This window comes from Massilia sp. HP4, assembly GCF_005222695.1.
Classification (GTDB): Bacteria; Pseudomonadota; Gammaproteobacteria; order Burkholderiales; family Burkholderiaceae_D; genus Telluria.
Genome location: NZ_STGG01000041.1, coordinates 105,112 through 119,132 on the forward strand (window position 1 = coordinate 105,112; position 14,021 = coordinate 119,132).

General features: G+C 64.8%; 11 protein-coding genes. 3 read left to right on the forward strand and 8 right to left on the reverse strand.

Features of this window, described 5'->3' with window-relative positions; all coding sequences use genetic code 11:
* Positions 1 to 7: 7 nt before the first annotated feature.
* Positions 8 to 913, reverse strand: a complete 906-nt coding sequence (locus tag E8M83_RS14485) for a PLP-dependent cysteine synthase family protein (RefSeq protein WP_229491533.1) — start codon at positions 911 to 913, stop codon at positions 8 to 10.
* A 252-nt stretch (positions 914 to 1,165) separates the two neighbouring features.
* Here E8M83_RS14485 and E8M83_RS14490 point away from each other — a divergent pair, with 252 nt between their 5' ends.
* Positions 1,166 to 1,888, forward strand: coding sequence for a hypothetical protein (locus tag E8M83_RS14490; protein WP_137174053.1), 723 nt, complete (start codon positions 1,166 to 1,168; stop codon positions 1,886 to 1,888).
* Positions 1,889 to 1,895: 7 nt separating this feature from the next.
* Here the strand turns inward: E8M83_RS14490 and E8M83_RS14495 are convergent, their stop codons facing one another.
* A complete protein-coding gene (locus E8M83_RS14495) occupies positions 1,896 to 3,239 on the reverse strand; it encodes an MBL fold metallo-hydrolase (RefSeq protein ID WP_137174054.1) in 1,344 nt (447 codons plus the stop codon).
* A gap of 104 nt (positions 3,240 to 3,343) precedes the next feature.
* On the opposite strand from E8M83_RS14495, the gene E8M83_RS14500 reads away from it, so the two are divergent.
* A complete protein-coding gene (locus E8M83_RS14500; RefSeq protein WP_137174055.1) occupies positions 3,344 to 4,741 on the forward strand; it encodes a nucleobase:cation symporter-2 family protein in 1,398 nt (465 codons plus the stop codon).
* Positions 4,738 to 5,742, forward strand: coding sequence for a DUF4105 domain-containing protein (locus E8M83_RS14505; RefSeq protein ID WP_229491534.1), 1,005 nt, complete (start codon positions 4,738 to 4,740; stop codon positions 5,740 to 5,742). The genes E8M83_RS14500 and E8M83_RS14505 overlap by 4 nt, the downstream gene beginning before the upstream one ends.
* A 29-nt stretch (positions 5,743 to 5,771) precedes the next feature.
* On the opposite strand, the gene E8M83_RS14510 is transcribed toward E8M83_RS14505, so the two are convergent.
* From E8M83_RS14510 to E8M83_RS14535, 6 genes are all read right to left on the reverse strand, one after another.
* Complete coding sequence (locus E8M83_RS14510; protein ID WP_137174057.1) at positions 5,772 to 9,218, reverse strand: DEAD/DEAH box helicase; 3,447 nt, start codon at positions 9,216 to 9,218, stop codon at positions 5,772 to 5,774.
* A gap of 6 nt (positions 9,219 to 9,224) precedes the next feature.
* Positions 9,225 to 9,662 carry a hypothetical protein gene (locus E8M83_RS14515; RefSeq protein ID WP_137174058.1) on the reverse strand — a complete coding sequence of 146 codons (438 nt, stop codon included), beginning with the start codon at positions 9,660 to 9,662 and terminating at the stop codon, positions 9,225 to 9,227.
* Positions 9,663 to 9,671: 9 nt separating this feature from the next.
* The gene (locus E8M83_RS14520; protein WP_137174059.1) at positions 9,672 to 10,208 is read right to left on the reverse strand and encodes a hypothetical protein; all 537 of its coding nucleotides are present in this window, start codon (positions 10,206 to 10,208) and stop codon (positions 9,672 to 9,674) included.
* Positions 10,205 to 11,314, reverse strand: a complete 1,110-nt coding sequence (locus E8M83_RS14525) for a hypothetical protein (protein WP_137174060.1) — start codon at positions 11,312 to 11,314, stop codon at positions 10,205 to 10,207. The genes E8M83_RS14520 and E8M83_RS14525 overlap by 4 nt, the downstream gene beginning before the upstream one ends.
* A gap of 149 nt (positions 11,315 to 11,463) precedes the next feature.
* A complete protein-coding gene (htpX, locus tag E8M83_RS14530; RefSeq protein WP_137174061.1) occupies positions 11,464 to 12,339 on the reverse strand; it encodes a protease HtpX in 876 nt (291 codons plus the stop codon).
* 39 nt (positions 12,340 to 12,378) lie between these two features.
* Positions 12,379 to 13,962 carry a TerC family protein gene (locus E8M83_RS14535; protein WP_137174062.1) on the reverse strand — a complete coding sequence of 528 codons (1,584 nt, stop codon included), beginning with the start codon at positions 13,960 to 13,962 and terminating at the stop codon, positions 12,379 to 12,381.
* Between the last annotated feature and the right edge of the window lie 59 nt (positions 13,963 to 14,021).

The following is a 14,021-nucleotide window of genomic DNA, read 5'->3' on the forward strand; positions in this document are numbered from 1 at the left end:
TGGCGCACTAGAAATACTTCGACAAGTAGAAGGCGCCCGAGTCCGGGAAGATGGTGACGATGCGAGCGCCGCCCAGTCGGGGCAGCAGCCGGGCAATTCCCGCCGCCACGCAGCCGCTCGAGCCGCCGGCCAGGATGCCCTCCTCGCGCGCCAGGCGGTGGATCCACGCCAGCGCCTCCGCGTCGGGCACCTGGACCACGTCGTCGACCACGCCCGGATCGAAGGCCGGCGACGGACAACCCTTGCCGACGCCCTCGATGCTGCTTGCGAATTCGCCGCCCGCGGCGACGTCGGTAACCAGCTTGCGATAGGCGGAATCGACGGGCTCGACCCCGATCACGCGGATCGCCGGGTCGCGCTCCTTGAGGTAGCGCCCGATGCCCGAGATGGTCCCGCCCGAGCCGACGCCGCACACGAAGACATCGATCTGGCCTTCCAGTTGCGACCACAACTCGGGCGCGGTATCGCCATAGTGCGCCTGGCTGTTGAGCCGCGAACGGTACTGGTCGAGGTGGAAGGCGCCGCCCCGGCGTGCGATGCCCTCGGCCGCCGCCTGGTAGTCGAGGCCGCGCTCGGCGTCGCACACGCGCACCGTGGCGCCATAGGCCTCGATGCGCCGGATCTTCTCGCGGCTGGTGGCGACCGGGACGGCGACCTCGCAGTCCAGTCCCAGCACGGCGCTTGCCATCGCCAGCGCCGCTCCGGTATTGCCGGACGACGCCTCGACCACCCGCTCGGTATCGGGCGGCAGGCTGCGCAGCATCGCCCTCACCATGCGGTCCTTGATGCTGCCGCCGGGATTCATGAATTCCAGCTTGGCCACCACGTTCGCAGCCGCGAATACCCGGCCGAGCCTGACCACCGGCGTGTTGCCGATGGCCTCCATCACAGATGCCTTGATAGGGGATTGCACGCCACTTCCTTTCGAGCCAGGCCCGCACATGCCATATCCGTCCACGCGGATATGCCGGCTGCATGCGAGGCATATCGAACAAGCGCCCGCTCAAGGGCGGGCGCCGACGGGTGCATCCCGATACGGGATGCGGGACGATTGTAGTAGCTCATTTATGTGGCTGTCATTAATTTTTGAAACGATGTCCGTTCACCCCAGGAGACCGGCCCCGATGGGCTAGAATGGCGGCCCGACCATGCATCAGGCCTGCGAATGAACACGACCGACCTGCCTTTCCGGGCCAATACCGCCGAGGCCTGCTCCTGGCTTACCCAACGCACCGGCTCTGCCTGGACACTCGCGCGCCTGCTCGAGCACGCGCTTACGCCATATGTCTGGCTCGATTTCGATCCAGCCCATCCCGAGCTGTTCGGCGAGGCCAACGGCGGCTATGCGGCGCCGATCTTCTTTCGCGACGATGTCGCTCGACTCGCCGCCGGCAGCGACGATGTCCTGATAACCCTCACCAAGGACGCCTACCAGATCGTTGCGAGGCTGCCGGCGCCGGGCTTTACGCGACCGCTGGACGCATTGCGATTTCTGAAGAAGGACCTGGAGCATCTGGCCACGGAGTTCGCACGCGCCCAGGCGGCCCCTGAGGAGGGCGCTGGCGCCGGGCCAGGGCCGGCGCCAGCGTCACGCCACGGCGTCGGCAAGGCGCAGCTGATCGAAGCGTTTGGCGCACACGCCAGAATGGACCTGGACAGGGCGCTCGACGATGCGATCGGCATCTTCGGCGACGACGGCGCGCGCATCAAGGCCAGCGCCCGCAAGTCGAAACGCCACGCCGTGTGGAATCCAGTCACACTAGCGCTAGGATTGCACGACGTCTACCGCGTGCCACTTGGTCCCTTGCGGCGCGCCTTTGCAAGCCACGACTTCCTGCGCGAATGGCGGGGCGATTGGGAACAGTCACTTCACCTGCTCGGCAAATAAACGAACATCAGCGCGCCAGCAGGCGGCGCAGCTGGGCCGCCTGGTAGGCGCCGAAGGTGTCGCCGAACAGGCAGCGGATCAAGGGGTCGTCGACGATCTCGGCATCCAGCAGCTCACGTTCGGTGTCCGCGTCGAAGACCGCGTCGTTGATGCGCATATACATCGAGGTCAGCGACTCGCCCAGTTCGAGCGCCGCGTACAGCTTGGCGGCGGGGATCTCGGTGGTCCAGCCCAGCGGAGCGGCGCCGGCGTCCACCAGGGAGGCGCGCCCGCCGTCGAGGCGGTAGTGGTAATCGCAAGCCCGGCCGTCGTGGTCGAAGACCGACAGGCGCCAGGTGCGCGGCCGGTCGAAATAGTCGCAGCCGGCTTCGGTATCGCCATACTTCGCCACCAGCCCATGGCGGCAGTAGCCGGTCACGCGTGCCTGTTCCTGCTCGCCCAAGGGAGCGAAATGGCGGGCGATCTCGCCCGTCGGCGGCGGCGCCGCATTGCCTTCATAGACGTAATCGACATCCTGCGGGCCGACGGGAATCACCCACGGCAGCGGCGGCGCAGCGTGCAGGCCGCCGGCATCGAGCCGTACCGACACGGACGGATCGAGCCGCACGATCCGCACGTCCGGCAGCGCCGCCCCCACCTCTTGCGCGAAGCGGGCGTACGAGATCGGGAAGAAGGCGCGGTTATACCAGGACCAGGGCTCTTGCAGGAACTGGCAGGAACTCGGCACCACGATGCGCGGCGCCAGCGCCTTGAGCTGGGCGATCCATTCTTCCGGCAAGCCGGGCGGCGCTGCCGCATGACGCGTCGGCGCCAGCACCTCGAGTTCGCGCATGGTCTGGAACGGCCACAACACCATATCCCACGGCCCCTGTGCGACCAGTTGCGCCAGCGTGCCGTCGTCGATCCAGGAATCGACCACGTTCAGCACATTCATGCCGGCGGCGCGCACCTGGAACATCGAGTCGACCCCGGCATCCATCGCCTCGCGCGGCGTGACGCTGAACGGCCCGATCTCGACCGGCCGGTTCAGCGCCAGGCTGTGCACCTGCGTGAAACCGAGATGGCGCACCATGTCGAACAGCTCGTCGAACAGGCAATAGATGTAGAGCGGCGTGGCGCGGTCCAGCAAGTCCAGGCTCTCGAGCGAGCAGTGGTCGTCGTGGAAGTGCGAGATGAAGACGGCATCGAAGCGCTGCCGGCGAATCGCCTCGCCGTCGAAACGCACGTCCGGGAAAGCATGGCAGTTGCGGCTGAACGGGTTCTCGAAGATGGTGTCGAAGGCGATGCGCCGGCCCTCGCACTCGAAAACATACCCCGCATGCAGGATTCTAGAAACCGTCAGTCCCGCCATGTCCATGATCCGCCCTCGCCCCCATCAAAGGCGGCATTCTACATGCCGGCCGTCGCCGACGGCGCGTCTGCCTGTAGAATCGCGTCTTTGCCCAGCAGCTTCCCATGTCGACACCCCCAAGCCCGCAACACCAGGAAGTCCAGGAACCCCGGTCCGAACTGATCCTCGGCCTCGACGATCGTCCCCCGCCGCTGCTCGGCATGCTGGCCGCCCTGCAGCACCTGCTGGCCATCATCGTCCCCATCGTCACCCCGGGCCTGCTGATCTGCCAGGCGCTGGGCGTCTCCAGCCGCGACACGAACCTGATCGTCTCGATGTCGCTGGTCATCTCCGGCATCGCCACCTATGTCCAGTGCCGCCGCTTCGGGCCATTCGGGGCGGGCCTCCTGATCGTGCAGGGCACCAGCTTCAACTTCGTCGGCCCGCTGATCGCAGGCGGCGCCCTGATGGTCAAGCAGGGCACGCCGGTCGAGGCGGTGATGGCGGCGATCTTCGGCGTGGTGGTTGCCGGTTCCTTCATCGAGATGGGCGTGTCGCGCGTGCTGCCCTTCGTGAAACGCCTGATCACGCCGCTGGTCACGGGCATCGTGGTGCTGATGATCGGCCTGACCCTGATCAAGGTCGGCCTGATCAGCATGGGCGGCGGCTACAGCGCCATGGCCAACGGCAGCTTCGCCACCGGCGAGAACCTGCTGCTGTCGGGCGTGGTACTGGCCATCATCGTGATCCTGAACCGGGTGCCGGTAGTGTGGCTGCGCAGCGCCGCGATCGTGATCGCGCTCGCCGTCGGCTATGCCCTGGCCGGATGGATGGGACGCCTGGACTTCACCGGCATGCACGAGGCGCCGCTGTTCCAGGTGCCCACGCCGCTGCACTTCGGCCTGGGCTTTTCCTGGTCGCTGTTCATCCCGATGATCGTGATCTACCTGGTCACCTCATTGGAGGCGATCGGCGACGTGACCGCCACCAGCAAGGTCTCGCGCCAACCGGTCGAAGGCCCGCTGTGGATGCAGCGCATCAAGGGCGGCGTGCTGGTCAACGGCGCGAACTCGCTGCTGGCCGGGATCTTCAATACCTTCCCCAGCTCGATCTTCGCCCAGAACAACGGCGTGATCCAGCTGACCGGCATCGCCAGCCGCCACGTCGGCATGTGGATCGCCCTGTTCCTGGTGATCCTCGGCCTGTTCCCGGCGGTGGCCGGCGTGATCCAGGCAGTGCCCGAACCCGTGCTGGGCGGCGCGGCGATGGTCATGTTCGGCGCGGTGGCCGCGGCCGGCATCAATATCCTGGCCAGCGTCACGCTCGACCGCCGCGCGCTGCTGGTGATCGCGGTGTCGCTGGCGCTGGGCCTGGGCGTGTCGCAGGTGCCGGAATTCCTGGCACACATGCCCCACGCCGTGCGCAATGTGCTCGAATCGGGCGTCGCCACTGGCGGGCTATGCGCCCTGATCCTGAACTGGTTCCTGCCCGAGCAGCCAGCCGTCCCGGAGCAAACGCAGTGAATTGGCGAAGGCTGGCCAGGATTGCGCTGGCGGTTCCCGTCGTCCTGGCGACGGCGTGGGGCGCGCTCGCCCTGTGGTTCCAGCTGACGCCCGCGCCTGCCCTGCTCCTCGGCGCGGCATGGTGCCTGCCCGGCCTTGGCGCGGCGTGGACGCTGACGCGCCCGCCGGGCACAGGGCATGAGCGCAAACTGCTCCTCGCCGCTGGCCTGGCCGGCCTGTCGATGCTGGGATGGTGGCAATCGCTCACGCCGTCGCACGAGCGGCCGTGGGCCGACGACGTGGCGCGCCTGCTCGAATCGACGGTCGATGGCGACCGCCTGGAATTGCGCAATGTGCGCGCCTTCGAATGGCGCACCGAGACCGTCTACACGCCGCGCTGGGAAACGCGGCGCTATGACCTGGCGAAACTTGAATCGGCCGACCTGGTGCTGTCCTACTGGATGGGGCCGCACATCGCCCACACGCTGGTGTCGTTCGGCTTCAGCGATGGCCAAAGGCTGGTGTTCTCGCTCGAGATCCGCAAGGAGCAAAACGAACAATTCTCGGCGATCGGCGGATTCTTTCGCAAGTTCGAGCAGGTGATCGTGGCAGCCGACGAGCGCGACCTGATCCGCACCCGCAGCAATGCGCGCGGCGAGCAGGTCTACCTGTACCGGCTGCGCGCAACGCCGGCGCAACTGCGCTCGGTGCTGCTCGACTACCTGGGGCGCGCCGAAGCGCTACGCAACCGGCCCGAGTTCTACAACACCCTGACCAGCAACTGCACCACGATCCTGTTCGAGCTGGCGCGCCACATCGACCCGACGCTGCCGCTCGACTACCGGCTGCTGGCGTCCGGCCATTTCGCCGAATATGCCTACGACCACGGAGCGCTGACACCTGGCCTGCCGTATGCAGTCCTGCGCGAGCGCGGCCACATCAATGCCCGCGCCCGCAAGGCCGACCTGGATGCGCACGACTATTCACACGCGATCCGTGCGGGGATGCCGGGCATCGAGTAGCAGGGCGATGCCGGCGGCGGCGCCAGGCATCAGGCGGCGCGCGCCACGCTCCGTTGGCGATCCTGGCGCGACGGCCGCGTATCGGCCTGGCTACCTGGTTCGTACTTGCTACGCTCCATGATGGTGCTGAACAGGCGCTCGGTGCGGCGGGCTTCGCACTTGCGCAAGAACCGGGTCGCTCCAAAAAAGACCAGGTTCTCCCTAGCCCGCGAGCAAGCCACGTTAAGGCGCTGTCGATCGAGCAGGAAGCTGATGCTTCCCGCCGTGCGGACGGTCGAGTACAGCACGAGATGGGCTTCGCTGCCCTGGAAGCTGTCGACCGTGTCGACCTCGATCGACATGACGTCTTCCAGTCCTTCGTCCCTCGCGGCCGCCAGCATGCCGAGGATCAAGCGTTTTTGCGCTCCATAGGGCGTAATGACAGCAACCGTCTTCTTGCCGATGCTGGCGCCTGGCTGGCTGCGCATGATCGCCAGCCGGCGCGCCGCGACTTTCAGGAAATGCAGGATCGACTTCGCCTCGGCGACGTTCAACAGACTCGTGCCGCCATCGCGCTCCTTTTCCTGCCGGCCTTCGACATTGTGCCACCGCAGCGGATATTCCGGATCGAGGAAGCCACTGCGGTCATGGACCTTCCCATTGGACAGGCCGCGCTGGCCGTCATGGCTGTAGAACAGATCGGCCACCAAGTCGCCGATGGGCTCCACCATGCGGTATTGCACCTGGAGCCGTCCGCGGCAAGCGGTCGGAAGGTTATCGTACAGTTGCTCGAAGAAGCTCGTTTTCAGAAAGGTGTCTTCCAGAAATGGCAACACTTCGCGTACATCACCGTCTCGCAAACTGCTGGCCACGCTAGGCGGCAATTGGTGATGGTCCCCGATGAGGATCGCCTTTCGGCTGCGCATCAGTGGAATGAGCAGTTCCGGCACCGTGGAGCGTCCTCCTTCGTCAACGATGCAGACATCGAATACCAGTCTGTCCATGCCATAACGGCGAGAACCCAGTCCTACGCAGGTCGCGCCGACCAGGCCATAGTCGCCCACCAGCAACTCGGCGAGCTCGTCGTCGAAGCGAGACTGTCCGCGAGCGTCCTGGCGGTGGACGCTCTCCATCCAGTCGGCGAGCCACGCTGCTCGACCGGATTTCTCGATAGTTGCGAGGCTGTACTCGCGCTGGCGTTCGCCCAGGTATTCAGTCAGGATCGCATCGGTGAGATGCGGCTGCAGGGATGATTCCACTTTGGACGGGTCGTTCCCGATGCGAAGCACGTTGGCGCGCCTATCGGGATGATGCCGCAGGAAGCGGTCGAGCGCATTATCCACTGCGGTATTCTGTTGCGACACCACCAGCACCCGCATTTCAGGATCGGCATCGAAGAGCTGATGCAGTAATTCGACGATGCAGGTCGTCTTGCCGGTGCCAGGCGGTCCCTGGATCAAGTAAAGATTCGACTCGACGAGCGCTTCTTCAATCACGCGCTTCGCGATCTGCGCCTGTCCTGGCGCGATCCAGTCGGGGTTGCTCCAGTTCAGACCGCTGGCGACCCGCGCCGACCAGAATGCATCGGGCTGCGGGGTATAGCGTTCCGGCATCAGAAGGATCTGCTGCAGAGCCCGGTTGACTAGACGTCCACCCATGAAAGTCTGCAAGGTGCGCTTCTGCCGGGTCAGGTTGGCGAGCTCGCCGCCGTTCGGCAGTCGCAGGCGCAGTGGTGCTTCCGGCACCGTCTCATACCCGTGCGCTACGGCGGCGCGCTCGATCCCCCTGTGTGGCAGGCGATACGTGTTCGGCTCGACTTTGTCGGGAATGCCGGTCAGCTCGCCGATACGCAGCCAGCGCGGCTCGCCGGCGCGATCGCGGTACTGCTCTTCGATGAATATCGGCGCGGAGTAGGCCGACTTGTCGAAGTGGCGCCGAACCGCAGACGCGAGATCGCCGGCGCATGCGCAGTCCCATTCCCTGTTATCCGGCGCGCTTATCGACTCCAGCGGGAAAGTCTGGTAGCCGTCCTCCTCAAGCAGGTAGTCGATCACCTCGCTCCAGCGGTCGAAGAATCCGGCCGCCTTTCTGCGCGCTTCGCTATCTTGGCCAAACAATGCCTGCTGGCGGCAGAACTGTACGAACTGGTCAAAGCGCAGGCGGTCGCAGAATACGCTATTTTTAAAGCGCGCATCGACCAGCCGCATGGCGAAGGGAAGCTGATCGAGTTGGGTGCTGTCGATTGGTTGCCGGGCCAGCGCATCGATGCGCAGCTGACTGGCGTCATGGCAGACCTCGGCGAGAACCTGCCACTCGCCGACCTGCAGGTCGACCTGGATGCCGGCGCGGCTCTCGGTCGTCGAGCGCAATTTCCAGTCCGCCCCGCGGGCCAGCTCAGCGATCAACGGGTGCAGGTCCAGGACGCCTTGATCTGCGTGCACGAAGACTGGGGCGCTGCCACTGCCCGCGACCGCGAGCGACTCGCGATGCTGCGTCACCGTCACACTCGAACCGCTCATGCAGAGATCGTACTGATGCAGGAACACCTCGATGCGCTCGCCAGCGGGGTAACGCTTGCCCGGAAAGGCCGTCTCGGACCGCGGCAGGAACGCGCGCACGCCATTGTCGATCTCCTGCCCCGGTCCGGGTTCGCAGAACGCCGGGAAACATCGAATCTCATAGACGTCACCATGGTCCTTGTTCGACCGCATCCCGACCACAATCGCCGGGCAAGGCAGCTTCTCGATGACGTGTTCGACATACATTGCCCCGCGCAGGATGCACGCCTTGAAGTAGCGTGGGTTGTTCGACTTGAACAGCTGAACCGGGACTGCGTCCTGGTCAGGATATTGCATCGCCAACGCACGCTGGCGCGTGTCATTGAAATCGGCACCCGATGCAGCGGTCCGCAAGGCGAGATGCTGGAAATAGCGGTTCGGGACATTGGCCAGTTCGGCGATGGGGACCAGACCCACCTTGCCATGGTAGTACCAGTCCTCGGGCAGGCGCGAGGACGGCTCGTCGAAGCCCAGCAAGGCCTCATGTCGCTCCTTTGCAAGCAGGTGGTCGAGCTGTGAACGGTACCAGCGGCAATACGCCAGGAAGGCATCGAGCCGGTTGACGGTCGCCTCCAGCCGCGCCTGCAAGCCGCGCAGTGCATTGCGACGGTAGGGGCTGATCGACCTGTCGGCCAGTTCCGCCTTCAGGCTCTGGCCCAGCTTGCGGAACTCAAGCGCCGGCTCGTCGAGGCGCCGCTCATAACGGAGGCAATACTCGCGCAGATTGTCGGCACGTTCGAGCGCCGCCCGCCGGCGCCGTTCCGCGCGTTCTCGCGCATGCTCCGCCGCCCTGCTGTCGTAGCGCGAGCGCAGGCCAGCGTTGCGACGGCGCAGTTCGGCGTGCAGGGCGCGCTCTTCCTCGGTGTCGCGATCGAGGAAAAAGGCGAGCGCCGCAGCACCCAGCGCGACCGCGGCGCCAACGGCTAGTGCGGGTACCATGGAATATCAAGACCGCTCTGGGCCATTCAGCAGCGCACTATAGCTGGCCACCAACTGCGCCTGCGAGTCGGCGCTATCGAGTATCCGTTCCAGTACCTGCTCTTGTTGGCGCAGGACGGAATCGAGCTTTTTTTCTTCCAGGCGCAGCGCAGTCATCGCCAGCTCATGCGCACGAATATCCGCGCGGTCGTCGGACAGGAGCCTTGCGATATCGACCTGCGCCGCTATCTGAACTTGCTCGGTCTTCTGGCGGGACGTTTCGATTTCTTGCGCCGCCTTCCATTGCACTTGCAGGGTGCGTTCCCTTTCGCTGGCCAGACCAATAAGGCTGTTGCCGACGCCTACCAGCCCATGGGCGACATCCAGCGCTTTGCCGATCACCTGCGGGGTCATTTTACTGCCGCCCTTCTGGTCCGAAGTCCTGCCAGAGCCTGGTTTTTTCATGTCCGATCCTTATTCTGCGACAAAGTTCAAAGTAATGCGTAGCTGCGCATCGACCAGTTCATAAAATACTTTTTCCAACTGCAGCAAGGAGCGACAACTTGGCGCGGCGTGCAGGCGGAGCGCTGCAATAGCTTGGCCCAGAACGCCGATCTGCTGCGACAAGCCCCTGAACGCCTTCTCGCCAATGGCGATGTCGCATGCCTGCCGCTCCAGGCTACGGCGCAGCAAAGCCAGCCTGGCCTCCAGTGCCAAATCGTCCTGCCTTGCGGCAACGTCCAGTCGCTCATCGAGGTCAGCCAATAGGCGGAGCAGCATATTGCCCTCGATTTCCAGCTGGCGCGTGACTTCCTTGGCCTGGCGATTGCGGCAGAACGCGTCGATGGCATCGATGACGTTCAGTCCCGCTTCCAGGAAAATCAACGGCGCAGCCGCGCTGCCTCGCGCCACGGCGTAGATCGTGCTGCCGAGATCTGCGGCACGGTGCGCACGCGTGCGCTGAACGTCGTCCCACTCGACCATGTCTGCGAAAATATCAACGGCAATCATGCTGCCTCCACGGTTGAAGCTGAGCGATTGAACGAAAAAAGCACGACGCTGTCGATCGCGTGCATCCGGCGGCTCAACAAATCGTGATCGAGCGAGCATGCCGCCTCAAGGTGCGTGATCTCAACCTGCGCTTCGACGCCGGGCGGCAAGACGGCCGCGGGCAAGCCGGATGGCTGTGTCGCGTCGCACGCTGGCGGTATAGACACCTTGGCCTGGCGCGCATCACCAATGGCCATGCCGTCAAAAACCGGTAGCGGTCCCATACTTGCCAATTCGATATAGTGAGTCTGGCTCGCAGGCACGTCGACACGCCAGGGAAGGCTGGACGACTTGCTGAAGCGATGTGTCACGGCTAGTACGGGCAAGCCCACAGCCGGCAAGGTCGCCCGTCCACCCTGCGGTTGGGAGTGGTCAAGCGAAAACTCGCCAGCTGCGTACTCGACAGCAAGGAATTCAAGCGCCTGGTCCCGCTCAGAGCGGCCAGGCGTGCAATACCAATGGGGCGCTTCCTCGCCAGCCAGCGCTGCGGCGTCGGGGTGTAGAAAAGAAATCAGATCGGCCAACGCGTCTGCCGACAAGACAGAGCGCATGCGGTTTGCCTGCTCGAACGGCCTGTACTGCCAGGTCCGTTCAGGCAAACGAACCACCAAGCGATTGCTGGCAGGATTGGAGGCGCCGTTGAGAGGCGCATGTTCGCCGGCCAGCACCAGCTGCCCGTTATCGCGTAAGGCCAGGGCGTGCACAGCATGTGGCTTGAGCGTAAAGGCGTCCAGCCAGACACTGGGCGCGAACCCTGCGAGAAAGCGCTGCACCTCGACCATGCGTGCGCCGCGCTCGGCCAGTGCGACGGCTGGCGCATGATCGGGCTGCGTTGCCTCGTCGATGGTGAGGAAGCCATGCTGCTCGAGGAAGGCCAGTTGCCGCCGCAGGGCGGCAACCGACAGGCCAGTGACGCTTGCCAGCTGGGGCAGCACCAATCCGTCGGCGACCGCGCGCAGCAAGAACATCGATACGCCCCCCATGCCGTCCAGCAGACGATGCGAGACTTGCAATGTATAGCGATGAAATGGCAGCAGTAAAATAACTGGCCTGTTTAATTGAATCACCAGCAGCTTTCGACAATCGGCTCGGTTGGGGCAAGCCCGAGTGAAAGTCTAGCAATTATGTTTCAACCGCGCAATTCAATTTCGAAAATCCAACATCCGGTCTAATCCCCGATGGTGCCCATCGCAGCGTGCCATGGGCACCGTCGCTATCAGCGCCCCTGCAGGGCCGCGATCCGCTCTTCGATCGGCGGGTGGCTCGAGAACAGCGCCATCGCGCCGCCCTTGCCCGAGATGCCGAAGGCGCTCATATTCTTCGGCAGCTCGCCTTCGGCCATGCCGCCCAGGCGGCGCAGCGCGGCGATCATCGGCTGCGGCTGGCCCATGATGCTGGCGGCGCCCCGGTCGGCGCGGAACTCGCGCTGGCGCGAGAACCAGGCCACGATGATGCTGGCCAGGAGGCCGAACACGATCTCGCACACGATCACGGTGACCATGTAACCGATGCCGGGGCCGCTGTTCTCCTGGTCGTTCTTGCGCAGCATGCCGTCCACGAAATAACCGACGATGCGCGCCAGGAAGATCACGAAGGTATTGACCACGCCCTGGATCAGGGTCAGGGTCACCATGTCGCCGTTGGCGATGTGGGCCACCTCGTGGGCCAGCACGGCCTCGACTTCCTGCTCGGTCATCGATTGCAAGAGGCCGGTCGACACCGCGACCAGCGACGAGTTTTTCGTCGCGCCGGTAGCGAAGGCATTCGGCTCGCCTTCATAGATCGCGACCTCGGGCATGCCGATGCCGGCGCGCTGGGCCTGGCCCGCCACCGTGTTCAGCAGCCACTGCTCGGTCGAGTTCGATGGCTGCTCGATCACGCGCGCCCTGGTGCTCCATTTGGCGATCGGCTTGGACAGCAGCAGCGAGATGAAGGCGCCGCCGAAGCCCATCAGGCCGGCGAACATCAGCAGCCTGGTGAGATCCAGGCCGTTCGAAGTCAGGAAGCGGTTCACGCCCAGCAGGCTGGCGGTGATGCCCAGCACCAGCATGATGCCCAGGTTGGTCGCGATAAACAGGAGAGTACGTTTCATGATGTCCTTCTCGGTACGGTTACGGTAAAAAATTGGTGCTCAAGCCGCCTGCCCGGGCGTGTCCGGCGCTTCCGGCACGACGCGCTGAACCAGCACCTTGGCGATGCGGCGTTCCTCGACCGCCAGGATGCGGTAGCGCAGAGCGTCGATCTCGATTTCCTGGCCCGGCTCGGGCAGGCTCTCGAAGCGCGCCAGCAGGAAGCCGGCCAGCGAGGTGTATTCGTCGTCGCTGCTGACCAGGCCTTCGGCGTCCAGCACCTGCTCCAACAGGTGCAGGTCGGCTGCGCCATCGACTTCCCACTCGTTCGGGCCCTTGGGCTGGATCGCCAGTTGCTCGTCCTCGTCGGGGAATTCACCGGCGATCGCCTCCAGGATGTCGACCGGGGTCAGCAGGCCCTGGACAATGCCGAATTCGTCGGTCACCAGCACCAGCTGGCCGTGGGCGCGCTTGAGCGTGTCCATGGCCTTGAGCACGCCGGCGGTGTCGGGCAGCAGGATCGGCTTGCGGATCGGGCCATTGCCATCGGTGACGGCATCCTCGATGCGCGCCTGCAGCACCAGTTGGCTGATCAGGTCCTTGGTGCGGGCGATGCCGACCAGGTTGTCGAGCTGGCCACGGCCGACCGGCATCAGGCTGTGCGGCGACTCCTGCAGCTGGCGCAGGATGTCGTCGCTGTTGTCGTCGAGGTTCACCCACGACATCTCCGAACGCGGCGTCATGATCGAGCGGATCGAGCGGTCGGCCAGGGTCAATACGCCGCTGACCATATTGCGTTCCTCGACGCCGAAGGCCTGCGTCTCTCCTGCCTGCGCATCGCTGGTGTCGGCCTCGGTGTCGGTACGGCGTTTGCCGCCCATCAGGCGCAGCACGGTGTCGGCGGTGCGGTCGCGCAGCGGCATGCGCGCCTCGTTCTTGAGGAAGTTACGGCGCGCGAACTGGTTCAGGGCCTCGATCAGGATCGAGAAACCGATCGCCGCATACAGATAGCCTTTCGGGATGTGGAAGCCCAGGCCCTCGGCCACCAGGGACAGGCCGATCATCAGCAGGAAGGACAGGCACAGCACGACCACGGTCGGATGCGCATTGACGAAGCGGGTCAGCGGCTTGGAGGCCACGATCATGACGCCGATCGAAATGATCACGGCCGCCATCATCACGCCCAGCTGGTCGACCATGCCGACCGCGGTGATCACGGCGTCGAGCGAGAACACGGCGTCGAGCACCACGATCTGCACGATCACGGCGCCGAAGCTGGCATACACCTTCGACTGGGTCTGCACATGGGTGATCCCTTCGAGGCGCTCATGCAGCTCGACGGTGGCCTTGAACAGCAGGAACACGCCGCCCAGCAGCAGGATCAGGTCGCGCCCGGAGGGCGACCATGGCCCCAGCGCGAACAGCGGCGTGGTGAGCGTCACCAGCCAGGAGACGATGGTCAGCAAGCCCAGGCGCATCAGCATGGCCAGGGTCAGGCCGATCAGGCGCGCCTTGTCGCGCTGGTGCGGCGGCAGCTTGTCGGCCAGGATCGCAATGAAAATCAGGTTGTCGATGCCCAGGACGATTTCCAGGACAACGAGTGTGAGCAGACCCGCCCAGATTGCCGGGTCGAATAGCCATTCCATGGTGTTACCTCGTTATTTCGCAAAAGTTTGTCGCGGCCGCGAGCGCCGTCATGGCGGCG